The 21843-nt window shown below is 66.5% G+C and carries 16 protein-coding genes and 1 riboswitch; of the genes, 12 read left to right on the top strand and 4 right to left on the bottom strand.

The window, feature by feature from the left end; genetic code table 11:
• Window positions 1–3 precede the first annotated feature (3 nt).
• The 4 genes from AACL56_RS19585 (at window position 4) to AACL56_RS19600 (ending at window position 4747) form a co-directional block, all read left to right on the top strand.
• Window positions 4–1434: an enolase C-terminal domain-like protein gene (locus AACL56_RS19585; RefSeq protein ID WP_339091475.1), complete on the top strand. Its 1431-nt coding sequence runs from the start codon at window positions 4–6 to the stop codon at window positions 1432–1434.
• A 64-nt stretch (window positions 1435–1498) separates the two neighbouring features.
• Window positions 1499–2662 carry a Gfo/Idh/MocA family protein gene (locus tag AACL56_RS19590; RefSeq protein ID WP_339091476.1) on the top strand — a complete coding sequence of 388 codons (1164 nt, stop codon included), beginning with the start codon at window positions 1499–1501 and terminating at the stop codon, window positions 2660–2662.
• 10 nt (window positions 2663–2672) lie between these two features.
• Window positions 2673–3860: a dihydrodipicolinate synthase family protein gene (locus AACL56_RS19595; protein WP_339091477.1), complete on the top strand. Its 1188-nt coding sequence runs from the start codon at window positions 2673–2675 to the stop codon at window positions 3858–3860.
• An 8-nt stretch (window positions 3861–3868) separates the two neighbouring features.
• Window positions 3869–4747: a sugar phosphate isomerase/epimerase family protein gene (locus AACL56_RS19600; protein WP_339091478.1), complete on the top strand. Its 879-nt coding sequence runs from the start codon at window positions 3869–3871 to the stop codon at window positions 4745–4747.
• A 113-nt stretch (window positions 4748–4860) separates the two neighbouring features.
• Here the strand turns inward: AACL56_RS19600 and AACL56_RS19605 are convergent, their stop codons facing one another.
• Entirely contained in the window at window positions 4861–10833 is a 5973-nt protein-coding gene (locus AACL56_RS19605) for a DUF3320 domain-containing protein (protein WP_425337069.1), read from the bottom strand.
• Window positions 10834–11308: 475 nt separating this feature from the next.
• Entirely contained in the window at window positions 11309–11578 is a 270-nt protein-coding gene (locus tag AACL56_RS19610; RefSeq protein WP_339091480.1) for a hypothetical protein, read from the bottom strand.
• Window positions 11579–11962: 384 nt separating this feature from the next.
• Between AACL56_RS19610 and AACL56_RS19615 the strand changes: the two genes are divergently transcribed.
• From AACL56_RS19615 to arsC, 5 genes are all read left to right on the top strand, one after another.
• Window positions 11963–13054, top strand: coding sequence for a DNA glycosylase AlkZ-like family protein (locus AACL56_RS19615; RefSeq protein ID WP_339091481.1), 1092 nt, complete (start codon window positions 11963–11965; stop codon window positions 13052–13054).
• Window positions 13055–13317: 263 nt separating this feature from the next.
• Window positions 13318–15519, top strand: a complete 2202-nt coding sequence (locus AACL56_RS19620) for a TonB-dependent siderophore receptor (protein WP_339091482.1) — start codon at window positions 13318–13320, stop codon at window positions 15517–15519.
• A gap of 98 nt (window positions 15520–15617) precedes the next feature.
• A riboswitch (FMN riboswitch) is annotated at window positions 15618–15776 on the top strand.
• Window positions 15777–15877: 101 nt separating this feature from the next.
• A complete protein-coding gene (locus tag AACL56_RS19625) occupies window positions 15878–16402 on the top strand; it encodes a 6,7-dimethyl-8-ribityllumazine synthase (RefSeq protein WP_339091483.1) in 525 nt (174 codons plus the stop codon).
• Window positions 16403–16434: 32 nt separating this feature from the next.
• Window positions 16435–17118: a glutathione S-transferase family protein gene (locus tag AACL56_RS19630; protein ID WP_339091484.1), complete on the top strand. Its 684-nt coding sequence runs from the start codon at window positions 16435–16437 to the stop codon at window positions 17116–17118.
• Window positions 17119–17146: 28 nt separating this feature from the next.
• Window positions 17147–17527, top strand: a complete 381-nt coding sequence (gene arsC / locus AACL56_RS19635; RefSeq protein WP_339091485.1) for an arsenate reductase (glutaredoxin) — start codon at window positions 17147–17149, stop codon at window positions 17525–17527.
• Window positions 17528–17574: 47 nt separating this feature from the next.
• Here the strand turns inward: arsC and queG are convergent, their stop codons facing one another.
• Window positions 17575–18648 carry a tRNA epoxyqueuosine(34) reductase QueG gene (queG, locus tag AACL56_RS19640; protein ID WP_339091486.1) on the bottom strand — a complete coding sequence of 358 codons (1074 nt, stop codon included), beginning with the start codon at window positions 18646–18648 and terminating at the stop codon, window positions 17575–17577.
• Between queG and tsaE the strand changes: the two genes are divergently transcribed.
• From tsaE to AACL56_RS19655, 3 genes are all read left to right on the top strand, one after another.
• Window positions 18634–19140 carry a tRNA (adenosine(37)-N6)-threonylcarbamoyltransferase complex ATPase subunit type 1 TsaE gene (gene tsaE / locus AACL56_RS19645; RefSeq protein WP_339091487.1) on the top strand — a complete coding sequence of 169 codons (507 nt, stop codon included), beginning with the start codon at window positions 18634–18636 and terminating at the stop codon, window positions 19138–19140. The genes queG and tsaE overlap by 15 nt on opposite strands.
• A complete protein-coding gene (locus AACL56_RS19650) occupies window positions 19137–20663 on the top strand; it encodes an N-acetylmuramoyl-L-alanine amidase (RefSeq protein WP_339091488.1) in 1527 nt (508 codons plus the stop codon). The genes tsaE and AACL56_RS19650 overlap by 4 nt, the downstream gene beginning before the upstream one ends.
• Before the next feature lie 154 nt (window positions 20664–20817).
• Window positions 20818–21105: a glycine zipper domain-containing protein gene (locus AACL56_RS19655; protein WP_130422407.1), complete on the top strand. Its 288-nt coding sequence runs from the start codon at window positions 20818–20820 to the stop codon at window positions 21103–21105.
• Between the two features lie 75 nt (window positions 21106–21180).
• Here AACL56_RS19655 and AACL56_RS19660 read toward each other — a convergent pair whose 3' ends face one another.
• Entirely contained in the window at window positions 21181–21840 is a 660-nt protein-coding gene (locus tag AACL56_RS19660; RefSeq protein ID WP_339091489.1) for a DedA family protein, read from the bottom strand.
• Between the last annotated feature and the right edge of the window lie 3 nt (window positions 21841–21843).

Below are 21843 nucleotides of genomic sequence, written 5' to 3' on the forward strand. Positions count from 1 at the left end.
CCCATGGACGCGACCCGTTTCCACGTCGAGGAGATCCGCTTCGCCGAGCGCAACGTGACGCTGCGGCTGCCGTTCCGCTTCGGCGCCGCCACCGTCACCGCATGCCCGCAGGTCTACGTGAAGGCGCGCATCCGGATGGCCGACGGCCGCACGGCCGAAGGCTGTGCCGCCGAGATGATGGTGCCCAAGTGGTTCGACAAGAGCCCCGCGCTCACCAACGAGCAGAACTTCGAGCAGCTTCGCTTCGCCCTGCGCGACGCGCGCGAGGCCTACACGGCCGAGCCCGACGCGCAGACCGCCTGGACGCACTTCGCCTCGAACTGCACCGCGCTGCAGTCGCGCGCCAGGGCCAAGGGCCTGCAGCCGCTGGTGGCCGGCTACGGCCCGGCGCTGATCGACCGCGCCCTGTTCGACGCGCTGTGCCTGCACCATGGCGCGAGCTTCGCGTCGGCCATGAGCGGCAACCTCGCGGGCATCGACATCGCCGGCAGCGGCCTGGCCGACGACCTCGCCGGCTTCGACATGCCCTCTTTCCTCGCACGGCAGTCGCCGCGCTCGCGCATCGCCGCGCGGCACACGGTAGGACTGGCCGACGCCATCGACGACGACGACGCGTTGCCGGACGCCCCCGACGACGGCCTGCCCGCCACGCTCGCCGCCGCCGTGCGCCGCTACGGCCTCACCCACTTCAAGATCAAGCTCTGCGGCAACACCGCGCAGGACATCGACCGGCTCCAGCGCATCGCGCGCATCATCGACGGCCACGCCCAACTCGTGACGCTCGACGGCAACGAGCAGTACGCCGACGCGGACGACTTCGCCACCTTCCTCGACCGCATGCTGTCGACGCCCGTGCTGTGGAAGCTCGCGCAGAAGACCGCGTTCGTCGAGCAGCCGATCCGCCGCGATGCCGCGCTGCAGCGCGACGTGTCGGCGCTGGGCAAGCGCATTCCGCTGCTCATCGACGAGTCCGACGCCACGCTCGATGCCTTCGTGCAGGCCCGCGCGCTCGGCTACACGGGCGTGTCGAGCAAGAGCTGCAAGGGCTTCTACAAGTCGGTGCTCAACGCCGCGCGCTGCGAGCAATGGAACGCAGCGGTGGAGAAGCCGCGCTACTTCCTCTCCGGCGAAGACCTGACCATGCAGGCCGGCCTCGGCGTGCAGCAGGACCTGGCGCTGGTCGCCTGGCTCGGGCTGTCGCACGTCGAGCGCAACGGCCACCACTACGTGAACGGGCTGGCCGCGGCTCCGCAGGCCGAGCAGCATGCGCTGATGGCGCTGCACCCCGGCCTGTACGAACACAGCGACGGCGCCGTGCGCCTCGCCATCCGCGAAGGGCAGCTCGACCTGTCCTCGCTCGCCGCCGCGCCCGGCTTCGCCACCGGCAAGCCAGGCGCCGGCATCTCGTGGGACGCCATGCGTTCCGTCTACTGAAGCACAGCACCCCGCTGCCTTCTCTCTCTCGATCTATCTCTCTCGCATCTCAAGGAAGAAAACCATGGCCACCCAACGTCTCGGAATCATCATGCACGGCGTCACCGGCCGCATGGGCATGAACCAGCATCTGATCCGCTCGATCTGCGCCATCCGCGCGCAGGGCGGCGTGACGCTGTCGAACGGCGACAAGGTCATGCCCGACCCGATCCTCATCGGCCGCAACGCCGAGAAGATGGAAGCACTGGCCAAGGCGCACAACATCCCGCGCTGGGGCACCGACCTCGACAAGGCGCTGGAGAACAAGGACGACACCATCTTCTTCGACGCCGGCACCACGCAGATGCGCCCCACCCTGCTGGCCAAGGCGATCCGCGCCGGCAAGCACGTGTACTGCGAGAAGCCCATTGCCACCAACCTGAACGAGGCGGTGGAAATCGCGCGCCTGGCCGAAGGCTCGGGCCTGAAGCACGGCGCGGTGCAGGACAAGCTCTTCCTGCCCGGCCTGCGCAAGCTCGACATGCTGCGCCGCGCCGGCTTCTTCGGCCGCATGCTCAGCGTGCGCCTGGAGTTCGGCTACTGGGTGTTCGAGGGCGACCTGCAGCCCATCCAGCGCCCGAGCTGGAACTACCGCAAGGAAGACGGCGGCGGCATGATCCTGGACATGATGTGCCACTGGCGCTACGTGCTGGACAACCTGTTCGGCGAGGTGAAATCGGTGTCGTGCCTGGGCACCACCCACATTCCCAAGCGCTGGGACGAGGCCGGCAACGCCTACGAGGCCACGGCCGACGACGCTGCCTACGCCACCTGCGAACTCACCGGCCACAACGGCGAGCCGGTCATCGCGCAGATCAACATGAGCTGGGTCACGCGCGTGCGCCGCGACGACCTCGTGACCTTCCACGTCGACGGCACCGACGGCTCCGCCGTGGCCGGCCTGTCGAGCTGCCGCGCCCAGTCGCGCGTGGCCACGCCGCGCCCGGTGTGGAACCCCGACGAAAAGCAGACCATGAACTTCTTCGACCAGTGGCAGGAAATTCCGGACTCGCAGGTCTACGACAACGGCTTCAAGATCCAGTGGGAACACTTCATTCGTCACGTGGTCGAGAACGCGCCCTACAAGTGGACGCTGCCCGAAGGCGCCAAGGGCGTGCAGCTGGTCGAGGCCGCGCTCGAATCGTGGCAGGACCGCCGCTGGGTCGACGTGCCCACGCTGAAGATCTGAGGCCCGCGCCATGGCTCTCTCGCTGACCCTTCCCACCTCCGGCGGCACGCTCGCGCCCTACGCACTGCGCGGCATCGCGCCGGCCAGGCCCGATGCGGGCGTGAAATTCAACCGCATCGCCTACTCGGCCGCGCACGTGGTGGCCGATCCGCTGGCGGCCATCGACCCGTGGCTGCAGTGTGCGGTCGACTGGGACACCACCATCGCCTACCGCCGCCACCTGTTCTCGCTGGGCCTGGGCGTGGCCGAGGCCATGGACACCGCGCAGCGTGGCATGGGCCTGGACTGGCCCACCTCGCTCGAGCTGATCCGCCGCTCGCTCGATGCCGCGAAGGACGTGCCCGGCGCGCTCGTGGCCTCGGGCTGCGGCACCGACCACCTGAACATCGACGACGTGAAGAGCGTCGACGACGTCATTCGCGGCTACGAAGAGCAGATGGCGGCCATCGAGAAGCTGGGCGGCAAGCTCATCGTCATGGCCAGCCGCGCGCTGGCCCGCGTGGCGAAGAGCCCCGCCGACTACGAGCGCGTGTACGACCGCATCCTGAGCCAGGCGAAGCAGCCGGTGGTGCTGCACTGGCTCGGCGACATGTTCGACCCCGCGCTGGCGGGCTACTGGGGCACCAAGGACGTCGACGCGGCCATGGGCACTGCGCTGGGCATCATCGCCGCGCACCCGGACAAGGTCGACGGCATCAAGATCTCCCTGCTCGACAAGGACAAGGAAATCGCGATGCGCCGCCGCCTGCCCCCGGGCGTGCGCATGTATACCGGCGACGACTTCAACTACGCCGAGCTGATCGCGGGCGACGGCTTCGGCAGCGAACCCACGCACGGCAAGAGCGATGCGCTGCTGGGCATCTTCGACGCCATCGCGCCCGCCGCCAGTGCCGCCCTCGGTGCGCTGGCGCAGGGCAACGAAAAGAAGTTCCACGACATCCTCGGCCCCACCGTGCCGCTGTCGCGCCACATCTTCGCGGCGCCCACGCGCTTCTACAAGACCGGCGTGGTGTTCATGGCCTGGCTCAACGGCCACCAGAAGCACTTCACCATGGTTGGCGGCCAGCAGAGCACGCGCTCGCTGCAGCACTTCGCCGAGCTGTTCAGGCTGGCCGATGCGGCCAACCTGCTGGAGCAGCCCGAGCTGGCGGTGCGGCGCATGAAGACGCTGCTGGCCCTGCACGGCGTGGAAGGCTGAAGACGAGCATGCGCGATTTCTCGCAGAACCACGACTGGCTGTCGATCAACACCGCGACGGTGCGCAAGCAGTCGGGCGCCGAGGTGCCGCTGGACCGCATCATCGACCAGTGCGCCGAACGCGGCATCCGCGCGATCAGCCCCTGGCGCGACCAGGTGGCGGCCGTCGGCCTCGACGAGGTCGCCAGCCAGCTGAAGGCGCACGGCATCGGCCTCTCGGGCTACTGCCGCGGCGGCTTCTTTCCCGCACCTGACGCAGCCGGCCTGAAAGCAGCGCTGGAAGACAACCGCCGCGCCATCGACGAGGCGAGGACTCTGGACGCCCCCTGCCTCGTGCTGGTGGTCGGCGCCCTGCCCGGCGCGCTCGACGGCAAGGCCGCCTACAAGGACATTGGCCGTGCCCGCAGCGAGGTGCGCGACGGCATCGCCGCCTCGCTCGAATACGCCCGCGAGGTCGGCATGCCGCTCGCCATCGAGCCCCTTCATCCGATGCAGGCGGCCGACCGTGCCTGCATCAACACGCTCGAACATGCGCTCGACCTGTGCGACGAACTCGACGCGGGCAAGAGCGGCATGCTTGGCGTGGCGCTGGACATCTACCACGTGTGGTGGGACCCGAAGCTGCAGCAGCAGATCGCCCGCGCCGGCCGCGAGCGCCTGCTGGCGTACCACGTCTGCGACTGGCTCACGCCTACGCGCGATCTGCTGAGTGATCGCGGGATGATGGGTGATGGCGTGGTCGAGTTGAAAAAGATCCGCGGGTGGGTGGAGGACGCGGGCTTCGCGGGGTTCAGCGAGGTGGAGATTTTTTCGAATCTCGACTGGTGGCAGAGGACTGGTGCAGAGACGCTGGACGTCTGCATCGAGCGGCACAAGCAGGCTGTCTAGAACGGCTCGTTGTGCGGGGCGCGTGCACAGGCCACCGGGCACGTCCCCGGCTTCGGGCGGCACCACTTGTGGAACCTGGACTACCGACCACTGAACGAAGTGCCCACATGAAACTAGTCGCCCTCGTAAATGCGAAGGGAGCCTGAGTCGCTCAGGCGCTTTGCCGCGACGAGCGCGTCGACCGCATCCAAGACACGTCGCTCAGCATCTGCTGGCGTACGAGCCATGCCTACCAGGCGACATACCGCCCTCGCGGTATCAGACCGAGCAGGGCGCCCTGCTTCGCGAACGACATGCAGTACCAGGGCTGCGACTTCCTCGACGCAGACTTCGGTAATGTGCCGTTTGGACGATTCGCTCGCGTCGGCGATGCGAAACTCGTTCCAGGTTCTGGGTTCTACCGTGGCCGGCCAATAGAAGGTCTCATGCCCCTCCTCAGTCCGCGGCAAGTTGGCCGGAATAAGCGACCTGAGCCGCTCGACAATCCTGGCGCCCGTGCGCTCGAGGCCCCACGCTCTCGCAACCCGCTTGAGAAGAGCTGACTCGGGAATCGGTCCTTCGGCCTCGACTACTCGCTGAAGCTGGTCCGAAAGCTGGCGTCTCGATTGCGGCTCATAGAACGCGAGCGGGTCGCCAGGCCCGACAGCGGCCGGCGCGTAAATCTGCAGGCTGCGACTTTGCGAGCCAGCCGTGGTTACCTGCGCTGCAAGCGGACTCGTCACAGGTGCTTCTGCCGCACTTCCTGGCTCGGGGGTGGTATCAGCCACTCCCATATCGAGTGGCGGTTCGGGCGGGGAGTCATCCAGCGCCTCTCCATCGTCCTCGTCTTCCTCTTTCGTCACCAACGACTGAAGCAACGCCGATATCTTCTGCACCTCTCCTTCGGGGTTGACCCACCAGTCCGTGGACCAGATACGGTGAATTCTCCAGCCGAGGCCCTCGAGCACCAACTGGCGCAGGCGGTCGCGGTCGCGAGCCGTGGCTCCTGAATGGTATGCACGGCCGTCGCATTCGATGCCGACCAAGTAGCGGCCCGGGGCGCGCGAGTCCACAACGGCCATGTCGATGCGATAGCCCGAGCAGCCGACTTGAGGATGCACGATCCAGCCCATTTCGCGCAGGACCTTGATGACCGCAAGTTCGAACGGGCTCTCGGGGTCCAAGCCGGTTGGGGAGCTTTGCTCGACAAGAGCCCGCGCGCCGCGGATGGCGAATTCGAGATAGTGCTTCAGATCGCGTACGCCGGCGGCACGTACCCTCGCGAGGTCAATCTGCTCGGGCATGAGCGAGCTGTAGATGACCACTGCCTCACGCGCCCGCGAGATGGCGACATTCAGCCGACGATGTCCCCCTTCGCCATTCAGTGGCCCGAAATTCATGGTGGTCTTACCAGCGGCGTCAGGGCCATAGGTAATAGAGAAGAAGATGACATCGCGTTCGTCGCCCTGAACGTTCTCGAGGTTCTTGACGAACAGTTTCTCGCGAGTCTGCGCCGCGATGGCACGATCAAGGTCCGAATTTGCTCGGCGCCGCGCATCCAGCAACGTGTCGATGAGCGATTGCTGTGTCTGATTGAACGTGACGACACCGAGGGTCAGGTCCCGCTTTTTCGGGTTCAGGAAATGCTCCTCAATGCCCGCGACGACGGCCTCCGCCTCTGCGCGGTTCGTCCTGCTGCCACCACGGTCGTAGACACCCGTGACCCGCTGGAACTTGACGGCCAGGTCATCGGTCACCGGCGATGGGAAAGTCACCAGGGAGTCGTCGTAGTAGCGGTGGTTGCTGAAAGTGATGAGGCTTTCGTGGCGGCTGCGGTAGTGCCACTTGAGGCTGAGCTTGTTCATGCCCGCGCCCAGGCATTCGTCGAGGATGCTCTCAAGATCCTCGACCCTTGCGTCATCGCCGAAGCCTTCGTCGTCGCTCTCGGAGGACTTGTTGAAGAAGTTGGTGGGAGGCAGCTGCTTGGGGTCGCCCACCACCACCAACTGCTTGCCGCGGGCAATCACTCCCACCGCATCCCATACAGGAATTTGCGATGCTTCGTCGAAAATGACCAAGTCGAACTGTGAGAAGCCTGCATCCAGGTACTGCGACACCGAAAGCGGCGACATCAGGAGGCACGGCTTGAGTTTGGGGAGAAGCGTGGGCATGGCCTGAACGAGCTGGCGCACGGGCATATGGGCACGCTGCTTCTGACGCTCGCGCAGGAGACGCCCCATCTCTGGGTTCGCCTTGGCTGCCACGCCGGTCGCGGAAGGAATCCGCCCCGCGAGTGTCGCGGCCAGGTAGCGCTCCGTCAGCTTCTGGAAGCTCGCATCGGCAGCCCGAAACTCCCGGATCTTGCGTTCATGCTCGGCGCTCGCGAAGTTCCGGAGAACGGGGTCTACGTCGATGGCTTTCTTTGCCCACCAATTGCGGTAGCTGAACTCGAAGTGCTCACCCACCTCGCTCAGGCCGATGCCCCCCTGCTCAAGGTCTAACACGAGCCCCTGAAGCCCTTGCGCAACGGCTTGGTCTCGCACATTCCGCCACAAGCACCATGCTTGCAACCGCTGCTTGGAGGCTTGCCAGCCAGCAATGACGCCTTGGATGCGCTCCAACGCCCCATCAGCGTTGCTCGGCCCGGCAATCGGCGCAATTGGCTTGGCAGCATTGTTCAGCGCTTCAAGTTTCTGGCGCAGATCGCGCCAAGCGCTGCGGAATTCGATGAGCGTCTGCCCCACCTTGCCATTTGACTCGAGCGCGACGCGGTTCTCCGCAACCAGTGGCTGCAAGGCACCTCGCAACGCCTGCGTGCGTGCATCGTCGCCTGCGGCGACTCGTGCCACCGCCTGCGAGAACTGCATGGCCCAATCATCGTGAACCGCCACTGCACTCCAATCGGTTTTCAGGCCGTCGTAGGCGTCAGCAAGCAAGGCCTGCGCTTCGGCGTGCATAGCGCGCAGCACCAGGTCTTCCTCGTTCAGCTCCATCAGCGGGTGAAGCATTGCGTCGACCTGGCCCGCAGAAGGGCGCTTCTTGTCTTCACGGAAGGCGGCGAGCTTCGCCGTGATGGCACGTCTACCCCATACCGCTTTCAGCCACCATGATTCGTTCGCTTGAGACCAGCTCGAAAGGAGCTCAGCGCCATTGAGCTTCGCCAGCGGCGGCATCCACCCGGGACCGACGCTCTCCCAGTGCGCGGCCCGCGCGGTGCCGTGCTTCACCAGCGCCTGGAGGCGCGCATGCGTCGCGGGGTCATGAGCCTGACGTGCCACTGCAATGGGTACCCTGGGTGCCGCGAGCAGCATGTCGGCGAGCGCGTCCGCGTGCGCAAAGGTATCTATGCTCGCCCCAGCCAGGCTCTGCCCGAGGAGGGGCTCGAGGCCTTGTGCTTTGGCATGGAAGACCGCGGCCACGCGGGCGAGGTCCTGGCAGGCGACAAGAAGATCGTCTCCCCAGGTAGGGCTCCATTGCGTCATGCCGATGAGGCTGAGCGGGTGGCCGTTCAATCCGCCGATGGCCCCGGCAAGGGTGGCCATGCTGCGCGACGTTTCCCTGAGCCTGTCGAGCTCGTCGCGCTTGTGCGTCATGGCGTCGGCCCACGGCATCGAGGACGGCTGCTGCCCACTATTGCCAATACAGGTGCCGATGGCATCGAAGACCGTGAGACCGTTGGGATAGGCCTGATGCAACGAGCCGACGAGCCCGTTCAGTTCCTGGCGTAATTGCCCGAGGCGCTCGGCCTCCCGAGACCAATCATCGGCCGTGCGCTGGCCGGCCATGTCCAGCGCACTGCCCAATTGCTGCAAGACCTCCGACTTCTTCGACTTCGAGGAGTGAAGCTCCAGGCAGAACGGCCCCAGCCCGATGGCTTCGAGCCGTCGATGGACGACCGACAGGGCCGCCATCTTTTCCGACACGAACAGGACGGTCTTTCCGCGCCCAAGCGCATGGGCGATCATGTTGGTGATGGTTTGGCTCTTGCCCGTACCCGGTGGCCCCTCGAGCACCAAGTCGCGGCCCGTGTCAACGGAACAGATGGCCTTCAGCTGCGAAGAGTCGGACAAAAGCGGTGCAAGGATGTCCTGCGGCTTGTGGCTCAGGTCCAGTTGCTCGAACTCGCCGACCTCGCCATCGCGCTCAAATGCCTGACCCGGGCGGTCGATGAGGTGCTTCACCACGCGGTTGGCCTTCAGTTGCTCGGTGCGGTCCTGCAGGTCCTTCCACATCAGGTACTTCGTGAAAGAGAAAAGGCCCAGGTGGGCCTCCTCACGGACTTCCCAGTGCTTGATTTCAGCGACGGCAAGACGAAACGCCTGCAGCACGCGGCCCACGTCAATGCCCTTCTCGTCGTTGGGCAAGACCTCCAGCGCGGGAACACGCAGTTCGAAGTTGGCCTTGAGGAACTGCAGGAGCGTCGGATTGACGATGGCTTCGTCGTCGTGCCTCGCCAGCCGGAAACCGGAACGCACGGACTGGCGCTGGAGCGTGACAGGAACCAGAAGAATCGGAGCGAGGTTCCGGCGCTCAGACTTCTCGTCTTCCGTCCACCTCAACAGGCCGATGGCAAGGTACAGCGTGTTGGCGCCGCCTTCTTCGAGGCCGGTGCGCGCGGCGGTATGGATGGCGAGCAGGCGTCCGTCCAGTTCGTCCGCTTTCACTTCGGCAAGCAAATCTCTGTTCGCCAGCGCCTCAAGCGCCATGTCATCCAGCGGCGAACTGCCACTGCGGCCGGCGTGGACTTCAGCCATGCGCGGGTCAGCGCCCTCCATGATGCCGGGCAGCGGCCGGACCTTGAAGTCTTTGCCATCAGCCAAAACATCTTCAAGGCGCGCCAGATCAGGCGCAACGAGCTTCAGGGTCGTCTTCGTGGCCTTGAAGTTCAGGAGCTTGTTGCGCAGCGTCAAGTCCAGAAGGCGGGCTTTCCACTTCGACAGGCGCCCCTCCGGCGTGTCGTCAAAGGACAAGTCCAGCGGGGTGATCGCGGCCACGTCCAGATCGGGTAGCCGCGGGGTCGGTTCGATGCCAACCGGCGGTCCCTCCTCTTCGCTTTCTGCTCGCCGGACTTGCGTCGCCCTGGAAGGCAGCGGTTTGATCTGGACTTGGCGCGCGCGGTGAATGTCCACTGCGTACCGGAACGACTCCTCGTCAAGCAGGTGTCCACTACCCTGCTCCATAGCAATCCGCAAAGTGGGACGGTGGTTGTGATGCAGCGCAATGCCCGTGGTTTCGAAGACGAGAAGCTCCCCGCTGTCGACACGCTTACGCACAGCCTGTACGTCATCGGTCAGGGGGTCTGCGAAGCACGCCTGGTGCAGCCACACACCGACCCACGCATGGCCCTCTTTGACCAAGACCACGGGTCGCAGACCGGCCTGCTCAAAGCACGATGCGAAAAGCATGGCCAGGTCGAGGCAGGTGGCGACGCCGGTTTCGAGGATGCGGTCCGACGTGCGAATCTTCTGGCCGTCGGCTCCGAACGATGCGGGAGGCTCCGAGTAGTGCAGCCCGGCGGCCGCAATGGTGCTATAGACGGCAGATATCTGCTTCCAGACCACATCCCGGCTTTTGGACTGGTAGCCGTTCATCGACAGCTCGTTGTGGGCCTCCCGCAGGAGTACAGATGCCTTGTGTAGCAGCACATCGATGGCCGGATTGTTCGGCGTGCAGAAGGCCGCGAGCAGTTCCGGCAGCGCGCGGGTGCCTGCCCATTGGTCATAGGCAAGGATCTCAACCGCTTGGGTATTGCGCGTCAGCTCCGTGTTGCCCGCCGTCACCGCTACAGTAATCGTTGCCTGAGCGGCTTCAGAAAGCTCGGCCAGAAAGGTATGGTCCGGGCGCAGGTCGAGCGGCGAAATTCGGCGCGACTCACCGGGTGCCAAACGGTCGAACCGCAGTCTGGTCCCTTCGGCAAACCGCGGATTGCAGCTCACAAGCACCTCCAAGCCTTCGAGAGCCTCCGGTCCATTGTTGGTCAGTCGCAGGGACCGTATGACCGGCACAGCGTTCTGAATCGAGGCATACCCCAGGGTTCCATCCGCTTCGATGTCAATGAGGACTGCTTCCAGCGGAACGCTTGGCTCCATGCCTCCCTTGGACCCCATCGGCAAGGCTTCATCGTTTTCCAGGACTTCCAACTCTCACTCCTCCAGAGGAAAAGCCATTTTGCGCCGATGCAGCGAGTCTTGGTTCACACGTTCGGGTTAACCAACGGAGTTATCGGCAATGCAGAAGCGGAAAGTCGTGAGGGGCCAACCGCGAAACCCTTCTCGGTCGAGGACTGCCCACCTCGGGTGGCATGCAGCCGTTCAAGCCCCAACTGCGAGAAATCGCGCTGCAGTCTGAAGCGGGCATCTCATTCGAAACTTAAACGTCCGCTCTTGACTGATAGTACCGACCCACCTCGCCAGCGCCAACAACGGCATCGTTGCAAAGCAGATGCTTGTATTGCCCGCCGACGATCGGCCTTGAGCACGTAGCGGCCCTCAAGGCCTGCTCCGCAAGCTTCAATCGACCCGGATTCCCTTCACCACGAAGACTCTAGGCGGGCCACGAAATCCGCAGCCCGCAAACCAGCCACTAACCGCCGGTTTCAGGCGCCCCACATCGCGCCTTCTCGTTCTTCTGAAACAGCGCCCCAGCCTTGCGCGCCAGTTCAGCCGCAAGCCAGAGCAGGTTGTTCAGTTGCCGAGGTCCATCACCGCTGCACCAATCGATGTCTTCCCCATGGCAAACCCACAGTAGAGCTTCGAGCTGAGAGAGGGTGTTTTCGAGAAGATCCGCCGGGTCTTGGGCGTTGTCTTCGCAAGCTACCGGCGTAGTTGGCCGGGCTATAGTCTTGGTAGCCATTTTTGTGCGGTCCTTTAGAGGGTGTTGCACGAACTTGGTTAGACGGTCGGGGTGCTGATAACGCCCCGGCCGTCGCCTTTGATACCTCGCATCTGCATCGCTGCTTTCGCACCGACAACCTGCCGCGAGGCAAGCAGCCTTCGAACATTTCAGTGGCTGTGTGTGTTGCGCCTTTCCTTGTTCCCTTGGTGGGGTGTTGAGTGACAGGGGCATCCACTCTAGGCAAGAACCCGGCGAGATCACGGCTTCATGCGGCATGAAGTCGCGCCGACCGCCAACAAATGCAACTTCCGCAGCGGCGCTGAACGCTCACGCTGTAAGGGGGTGGCTTTCGCAGCGAATGCAGCAAAGCGAAAAGCCGCCGCCTGTGCTGCAATCCGCCCCATGGCTGACCCGACCCTCGACGACCTGCGCCGCTATGCGGTGGCGCGCACGCTCTTCAAGCCGACCACGCTGCCCGCGGCGATCCGCCAACTCGGCTTTGTGCAGGCCGACCCGATCCGAGCCCCTGCACGCGCACAAGACCTGACGCTGCGCCACCGCGTGAAGGACTACCACGCGGGCGATCTCGAAAGCCGCTACACCCGCCTCGCCGTGGAAGAGGACTGCCTGGTCAACTACGGCTTCCTGCCGCGCGAGCACCTGGCGCTGATGCATCCGCGCGAAGCCAAGCTTGCATGGGACGCCGACACGCGGCGCAAGGCGGCCGACGTGCTCGCCTACGTGCAGGAGCACGGCCCGGTGCATCCGCGGCAGGTGGAGCAGCACTTCGCGCACGGGCGCATCAAGAACTACTGGGGCGGCTCCAGCAACGCGACCACGCATCTGCTCGACGGCATGCACTACCGCGGCATGCTGCGCGTGGTGCGGCGCGACAGCGGCACGCGCGTCTACGAGGCGGTGACGCACGAGCCCGCCGACGACAGCCCCGCCGGGCGCGCGCTTCGCGCGGCTGCGCTCATCGAACTGGTGGTGCGCAAATACGCGCCGCTGCCGGCTTCGAGCCTCACCTACCTCGTGCGCCTGCTCGGCTACGGCGCGCCGCATCTCGCAGCACAGACGCAGGCGGCGTTGCACATCGCGCGCGACGAACTCGCGAGCTGCAGCATCGACGGCACGACCTGGTATTGGCCGGCCGACGAGAACCCGGCCTCGCGCCGCCATGCGCCCGACGACGAAGTGCGCCTGCTCGCACCTTTCGATCCGGTGGTGTGGGATCGCCGCCGCTTCGAGTTGCTCTGGGGCTGGACGTACAAGTTCGAGGCCTACACGCCCGCGCCCAAACGCCAGTTCGGCTACTACGCGTTGCCGATGCTCATGCACGACCGCGTGATCGGCTGGGCCAATGTGAGCGCGCCCGAGGGCAGGCTGCAGCCGGCCTTCGGCTATGCCGGCAAGAGGCCGCGCGATGCGGCCTTCCGCGCGGCGCTCGACGACGAACTGCAGCGCATGACGCAGTTTCTCGGCGGACGCTGATGCCTTTCTTTCTATAATCGCGCCGCTCAGCCAGCCGCCCGCAACGGGCGCGCAAGCCGTCTTCGAAGGAACGAAGACCGCAGCCGCAACGGCTGCCCGCGACGACGCAACAAGAACCCATAAAACCCACCGGCAGCCAGCCCGAAGCGAGCCGCCGGTTGCGCTCGTCCGGATTGAAACGGATCAGAGAAGCCATGGCACGCCCGCACCGGGCGCATGCCTCAGCCACTCCCCTCAAACGCAGGACACAGGAGAAGCTGCACATGACATCGAAGAAGCATCGCCGCCCGGCTGGACGCCCCACCTGGCGCCTTTCGCATACCCGCCGCGCCACGCTCGCGGCCACCGCCGTGGCGCTGAGCGCCGCCGTACCGGGCGCCTACGCCGACGAGAAGGACGAAGCGGGCGAGCCCCGCCGCGCCCTGCCCACGGTCACCGTATCGGGTGACGCCGGAGAAACCGCGACCGGCCCGGTGACGGGCTTCGTCGCCAGGCGCGGCGGCACCGCCACCAAGACCGACACGCCATTGATCGAAACGCCGCAGGCCATCTCGGTGGTCACGCGCGACCAGATGGAGGCACAGAGCGCGCTCACGCTGCGCGAAACCACCAACTACACAGCCGGCGTGGTGTCGAGCTACTTCGACAGCCGCGTCGACTCGTTCAAGGTGCGCGGCGGCGACGCGATCCAGTATCTCGACGGGCTGCAGCGCAGCTACGGCACCTACAACACCACGCGGGCCGATCCATACACGCTGGAGCGCGTCGAGCTGCTGCGCGGGCCTTCCTCGGTGCTCTACGGCCAAGGGGGCATCGGCGGTGTGCTGAACCTGGTGTCGAAGAGGCCGCAGCCCGAGCTGCAGCGCGAAGTGCAGGTGCAGGCGGGCAGCCACAACCGCAAGCAGGTCGCGGCCGACTTCACCGGGCCGCTGGACGCCGAAGGCAAGTGGCTCTATCGATTGGTGGCCGTGAACCGCGACAGCGGCACGCAGGTCGACCACGTGCCCGACGACCGCATCCTGCTCGCGCCCTCGCTCACCTGGCGCCCGAGCGCCGACACCTCGCTGACGCTGCAGGCGCTGTACCAGAAGGACAAGAGCGGCTCGCTCATCGGCTTCTTCCCGTGGCAGGGCACGCTGCTGCCGTCGCTCTACGGGCAGATTCCCACCTCGACCTTCACCGGCGAGCCCGGCTTCGACCGCTACGACACGCGCAACACCTCGCTGGGCTACCTGTTCAGCCACCGCTTCAACGACACCTGGACCTTCAGGCAGAACCTGCGCTCGACCGAGAGCAAGGTGCTCTACAACTCCTCCTACACCAGCTTCACTGCCGACCGGCTCACCGGGCGCCCGGCGCGACCGGTGTTCAACGCAGACCAGCGCACCATCGAGCGCGACCTGATCGTGCAGCTCAACGGCGGCAAGATGGTGCTGCTGGACAACCAGGCCGAGGCGCACTTCAAGACCGGCGCGGTGGACCACACGCTGCTCGTCGGCGCGGACTTCCAGCGCAACGAGACCTCGCAGTCCACCGGCCGCGGCAGCGCGGGCGCACTCGACGTGTACGCGCCGGTGTATGGCAACTACACGCCGCCCGCCTTCCTCACGCGGCAGCCCTCGGTGCTGCAGAAGCAGGCCGGCATCTACGTGCAGGACCAGGTCAAGTACGGCCGCTGGATCGGCCTGCTGGGCCTGCGCCACGACAAGGCCACCACCGACACCGAAGGCCGCCCCGCCGCTGCCGCCGACGACAAGGCCACCACCAAGCGCGCCGGCCTCGTCTACCTGGCCGACGGCGGCTGGGCGCCCTACCTGAGCTATGCCGAATCGTTCCTGCCGCTGGGCGGCGTGGACGTGAACAACACGCCCTTCAAGCCGCAGCGCGGCAAGCAATGGGAAGCCGGCGTGAAGTGGGAGCCCGAAGGCCAGCGTACCTCGCTCATGGCGGCGGTGTACGACCTGCGCGACACCAACCGCAAGACCACCGACCCGACCAACCCGCTCAACAGCATCCAGCTCGGCGAGGTGCACGTGAAGGGGCTGGAGCTCGAATACAAGGGCAGCATCGGGCGCGACTGGGACTGGATCGCCTCGTACGCCTACACCGACGCGCGCGTTTCGCGCAGCAACGGCACCGACCTGGGCAAGCGCATCTCGGGCGTGCCGAAGCACACGGCCTCGGCCTGGCTGATGCGGCGCTTCTCCATCGGCGGCGTGCCCGGCTTCTCGGTGGGCGGCGGCGTGCGCTACCTGGGCAAGTCGTGGGACGGCATGGACGCCAACCCGGTGCCCTCGGTGACACTGCTGGACGCGATGTTCGCGTGGGACAACGGCCCGCTGCGCCTCGCGCTCAACGTAGGCAACCTGACCGACAAGGTGCAGCTCACCACCTGCCTGGCGCGCGGCGACTGCTTCTACGGCCAGCGCCGTACCGTGACTGCGACGGCCACGTATCGCTTCTGAAGAAAATCCCCGCTCGGGCGAAGGTCTGCCGCGCGGGCGACAGGCCGGTGCCCCGACGGGCTCCTAGAATCGCCCCGCTGTCCGGTTCGCCGGACGGCAAGCGTTCTCAGGGCGGGGTGAAACTCCCCACCGGCGGTGATGGCGGCGAAAGCTGCACAAGCCCGCGAGCGCCTGGAGCCCGCAAAGGGTTCCGGGGTCAGCAGATTTCGGTGCGATTCCGAAGCCGACGGTCACAGTCCGGATGAAAGAGAGCGCGAAATGCGGGTCGGCCCGCGTGCTTTGCCATGGTGCCAGGCGCGTGAGCGGGCCCGTGGTTTCGTGCGCCCTGATTCAGGAAACCTGCTTCCAGAGGCACACCATGAGTCAGATCAACGACCTTCCCCTTTCCGCCATTCCCGGCTCGGGCTCCGCGTCCGGTTCGCCGCGCGGCACGCGCATCGCATTCGTCGAGGCGCAATGGCATTCCGACATCGTCCATCAGGCCCGCGACGCCTTCCTCGAAGAGATGGCACGCCAGGGCGTGGCCCGCGAGCTCATCGACATCTTCGACGTGCCGGGCGCCTTCGAGATCCCGCTGCACGCCAAGCGGCTCGCCAACTCGGGCAAGTACGCGGCCATCGTCGGCTGCGCGCTGGTGGTCGACGGCGGCATCTACCGCCACGAGTTCGTCGCGAACACGGTGGTCAGCACGCTGATGTCGCTGCAGCTCGAGACCGACGTGCCGATCTTCTCGGCCGTGCTCACGCCGCATCACTTCCACGAGCACGTGGAGCACCGCAAGTATTTCCACCGCCATTTCGCGGTGAAGGGCACCGAGGTGGCCGAGGCCTGCGTGAAGACGCTGGAAGCCCTGAAGCAGGTCGACACGCTGCTGGCCGCGTGACAACGGCCGCAAGGCTGCAGTAATCTGGACGGATGCCCGCCACGTCCGCCTCCGAAGACCGCTACGTTCTGTACGGCGCGCCCGGCTCGGGCGCCACGCCCGTCCATGCCGCGCTCACCTTGATCGGCGCGCAGGTCGACACGGTCGATATCGCCCCGTGGGAGGGCGATGCCGAGCGCGAGCGCGTGTCCGGCGTCAACCCGATGCGGCAGGTGCCCGCGCTGCGCCTGCCTTCGGGCGAACTCATGACCGAGAGCGCGGCCATGCTGCTTTGGCTGGGCGACCGCCATCCCGAAGCCGGCCTGTGCCCCGCGCCCGACAGCCCGCTGCGTGCGCGCTACCTGCGCTGGATGGTCTACCTGCCGGCCGCCATCTATTCGATCTACTGGGTGCGCGACGACCCCTCGCGCCTCGTGCCCGACGCCGCATCGCAGCCCGCGATGCTCGAGCGCAGCGCGGAGCGCATCGCGCACTGCTGGCATCTGATGGACGAGCAGATCGGAAACCCCTCGCCCTACCTGCTCGGCGAACGGCTGAGCATGCTCGACCTGTATGTGGCGGTGATGTCGCGCTGGACGCCGACCCGCGAGCGGTTCTATCGCGAGGCGCCGCGCATGGCCGAGGCAGTGAAGCGCGTCGACGCCGATCCGCGGCTCGCCGCGTTCTGGGCGGCACGCTTTCCTTTCGTGGCGGGCTGGGAACAGGGCCAGAGCTGAAGGCTCTCTCTTTTCGATAATCCACGCCATGACTGCACGCACCCCCACCACCGCCTACCCGATGACGATCTATCACAAGCCCAACTGCAGCACGTCGCGCAACGTGCTGTCGCTGATCCGCGAAAGCGGGGTCGAGCCTGAGATCATGCTTTACCTGGAAACGCCGCCCTCCAAGACGAAGCTGCGCGAGCTTGCCAAGGCCATGGGCATGGGCCCGCGCGACCTGCTGCGCACCAAGGAAGCGCCGTATGAAGAGCTGAAGCTGGCCGACGAGACACTGACGGACGACCAGCTGTTCGACGCCATCGTGGAGAACCCGATCCTGCTGCAGCGCCCGATCGTGGTGTCGCCGCGCGGCACGCTGATGTGCCGTCCGTGGGAGCGCGTGCGCGAGATTTTGCCGGCCTGAAACCGGCCTGATACTGACCCGCACCGGCCTGAAACCGGGCTTGAGGCTCAGGCCGCAGGCCGTTGCGCCAGGCCCCAGGCCACGTGCTCGCGCACGAGTCCGCTCGCATGCGCGGCGCGCGTGGCCAGCGCCTCGTGCGCCCCGCCCTCGCCCGAGCGCGCCGCGTTGCCCAGGGCCACGGCGATGTTGCGCAGCCAGCGTTCATGCCCGATGCGGCGGATCGGGCTGCCCTCGGTGCGGCGCAGGAAGTCTTCCTCGGTCCAGGCGAACAGCTCGGCCAGCGTGCGCCCGGTGAGGCCTTCGCGCGCATCGAAGTCGGGCAGCTCGCTCTTCTTCGCGAACTTGTTCCAGGGGCAGATCAGCTGGCAGTCGTCGCAGCCGTAGATGCGGTTGGCCATCAGCGGGCGCAGTTCTTCCGGGATCGGACCGCTGTGCTCGATGGTGAGGTACGAGATGCAGCGCCGCGCGTCCAGCCGCCGCGGCGCGACGATCGCCTGCGTCGGGCAGATGTCGATGCAGGCGCTGCAGCTGCCGCAGTGCGGGCTGACGGGATCGCTGGGCGGCAATTCCATGTCGACGTAGATCTCGCCCAGGAAGAACATCGAGCCGGCATTGCGGTCGAGCACCAGCGTGTGCTTGCCGCGCCAGCCCTGGCCGCTGCGCGAGGCCAGCTCGGCTTCGAGCACGGGTGCCGAGTCGGTGAAGGCGCGGTGGCCGAAGGGGCCGACCTCTTCGGCGATGCGCTCGGCCAGCTTTGCGAGCCGGTTGCGCAGCACCTTGTGATAGTCGCGGCCCCTGGCATAGACCGACACGATGGCTTCGCCGGGCCGTGTGAGTCGCTCGAATTCGACCGCCTGCCACTCGGGCGACGTGTCGCGCGGCAGGTAGTCCATGCGCGCAGTGATCACGCTCACCGTGCCGGGCACCAGCTCGGCCGGGCGCGCGCGCCGGGTGCCGTGTGTTGCCATGTATTGCATCTCGCCATGGAACCCATGGGCCAGCCATTGCATCAGACCGTCCTCGGCGCTCGACAGATCGACGCCCGCGATTCCGATTTGGGAGAATCCGAGTTCCCGGGCCAAGGCCTGAATACGCACAACGAGTGGATGGCTGACGATCACTTGCCGATTGTAGAAACGACGAACAGCGCCCGCGCGCTGTGCTGGCGCAGCGAGGACGACACCGATGCCTTCGCGCGCGCGCTCGCGGCCTCGCCCGCGATCCGCGATGCTTTCATCGCGCTGCACGGCGACCTCGGTGCCGGCAAGACGACTTTCGTTCGCCATCTGCTGCGCGCGCTCGGCATCGCCGGGCGCATCAAGAGCCCCACCTACGCGGTGGTCGAACCGCACGAGGCGCCCGACGGGCTGCAGATCTTCCATTTCGACTTCTATCGCTTCAGCGATCCGCGCGAATGGGACGACGCCGGCTTCCGCGACATCTTCGCGGGCCCCGGGCTCAAGCTGGCCGAGTGGCCGGACAACGCCGCCGGCCGTATGCCGCAGGCCGACCTCGCTATTAAAATTGAAGCAATGACCGACGACACACGCAGCGTGACCCTCCTGGCGAACACCGCTCGCGGCAGCGATCTGCTGGCGCGCATCGCCGCATGAAGGCGGCGGGCCTGAAACGACGCGTGCTGCTGCAGGGCGGCAGCATCGCGCTGATGCTCGGCGTGCACCAGATCGCGCGCGGCGCCACCATCCTCGCCGTGCGCGTGTGGCCCGCGGCCGACTACACGCGCGTGACCATCGAATCCGACGCGCGCCTCAACTCGCAGCAGCTCGTGGTGGGCAGCCCGCCGCGGCTGGCGGTGGACATCGAGGGCATCGACCTCAACCCCGAGCTGCGCGAGCTGGTCGGCAAGATCAAGCCGGGCGACCCCTACATCAACGGCCTGCGCGTCGGGCAGAACGCACCGAAGGTGGTGCGCATCGTGTTCGACCTGAAGCAGTCCGTGGTGCCGCAGGTGTTCTCGCTGGCGCCCGTGGCCGCCTACAAGCACCGGCTGGTGCTTGACCTCTACCCCGAGCAGGCCATCGACCCGATGGAAGCGCTGATTGCCGAGCGTCTGCGCGACGCGCCGCGCACGGCGGCAGGCAACGGCAGCAATGGCAGCAACAGTGGCCCGTCGGTGGCGGGCGCCGCGCCCGGCACGCCGATCTTGCCGGCGCGCCCCACCGCACCCGCGGCCGACCCGCTGGGCGACCTGATGGCGCAGCAGTCGATGCGCCCCGGCCCGACGACACCGGCGCCTCCGGTTTCGGCCGGCCCCGATCGTCCGGTGGCACCGCCTGTGCTCGTGGCGCCGGCGCCGCTGCCGCCAGTGGCGGCAACGACACCTTCGAGGCCCGTGCCGCCGCCCGCCGTGGCCACGACGCGAAACGGCCCTGCCACCGCGAGCCGCACCGACCGCATCATCATCGTCGCGCTCGATCCGGGCCATGGCGGCGAAGACCCCGGCGCCACCGGCCCGAGCGGCACGCGCGAAAAGGACATCGTGCTGCAGGTGGCGTTCCGCCTGCGCGACCGCATCAACGCGAGCAGCGTCAACGGCAATCCGATGCGTGCCTTTCTCACGCGTGACGCCGACTTCTTCGTGCCGCTGGGCGTGCGCGTGCAGAAGGCCCGCCGCGTGCAGGCCGACCTGTTCGTGAGCATCCATGCCGACGCCTTCACCACGCCGGCCGCGCGCGGCGCGAGCGTGTTCGCGCTGAGCCAGAGCGGCGCATCGAGCAGCGCCGCACGCTGGCTGGCCAACAAGGAAAACGACGCCGACAAGGTGGGCGGCGTGAACGTGGGCAACCACGAGGCGCAGGTGCAGCGCGCGCTGCTCGACATGAGCACCACGGCGCAGATCAACGACAGCATGAAGCTCGGCGGCGCGATGCTGGGCGAGATCAAGGGCATCGGTGCGCGTCTTCACAAGGGCCAGGTCGAGCAGGCGGGCTTCGCGGTGCTGAAGGCGCCGGACATCCCCAGCGTGCTGGTCGAGACGGCCTTCATCAGCAACCCGGAAGAAGAAGCGAACCTGCGCCGCGTCGACTACCAGGAGAGCCTGGCAGATGCACTGATGCGCGGCATCCAGCGCTACTTTGCGCAGAACCCGCCGCTGGCCCGCAGCCGCCAGCTCTGAGGCTGCGCCTGCGGTCTTTGTAAAGCCAGAGCAGGCCCTTCTGTCCCACGAACGGCAGCCCGTGAGGCCGCACAGGCAGGCGCGGCAGGCTCCTACACCGGGTGCGCAGGCCGGCTGCACATGATGACCCATCACTCTTCGAAAGGTGGACATCATGAACACACGTCTCTGGATCGCTGCAGCCGCAGCCACTTCAGTCATGACGATTGCAGGCTGCGCCAGCGGCCCCAACCAGAACCTCGGTACTGGTGTGGGTGCGGTAGGCGGAGCGCTGGTGGGCAATGCCATCGGCGGCAACACGGCGAGCACCGTGGGTGGTGCAGCCATTGGCGGCATCATCGGCAATCAGGTCGGCCGCAACGCCGACGAGCGCAACTACTACAACCAGCAGCGCTATCCGCGAGGCAGCGGCTACTACCCGGGCAACGGCCCGAACTACTGAGCCTGCTCGATCAGCTCTCGCCCAACGAAAAAGCGCGCCCTCGGGCGCGCTTTTTTCATGGGGAAGGCAACGGCCTCAGGCCTGCGCTGCGCGCGCCTTCTCGGCCTTCGACGCGCGCCATGCGCCATAGATGGCCAGCAGGCCCGGCACGAAGATCAGCGCCCAAATGATCTTGTCGAGGTGCTGGCGAACGAACGGCAGGTTGCCGAAGAAGTAGCCCGCGGTCGCGATGCCGAGCACCCAGATTAGCGCGCCCACCACGTTGTACATGGTGAACTTCGCGCGGTTCATCTCCGCCACGCCGGCCACGAAGGGCGCGAACGTGCGGATGAACGGCATGAAGCGCGCAAGGATGATGGTGATGCCGCCATAGCGCTCGTAGAAGCCGTGCGCCTGGTCGAAGGCCTTGCGGTTGAAGAAGCGCGAGCTCTCCCACTGGAACACCTTCGGCCCGAAGTAGCGGCCGATCGAATAGTTGCACTGGTCGCCGAGGATGGCCGCCGCGATCAGGATGCCGCAGGCCAGCGGATAGTTCATGAGCCCCGCGCCGCACAGCGCGCCGACGATGAACAGCAGCGAGTCACCCGGCAGGAACGGCATGACGACCGCGCCGGTCTCCACGAAGACGATGAGGAACAGCAGCGCGTAGACCCAGGGGCCGTAGGCAATGACGAAGGCCTCGAGGTGCTTGTCGACATGAAGGATGAAGTCGACGAGAAAGCTGATGATTTCCATGGG

This window comes from Variovorax paradoxus (assembly GCF_902712855.1).
Classification (GTDB): Bacteria; Pseudomonadota; Gammaproteobacteria; order Burkholderiales; family Burkholderiaceae_C; genus Variovorax; species Variovorax paradoxus_Q.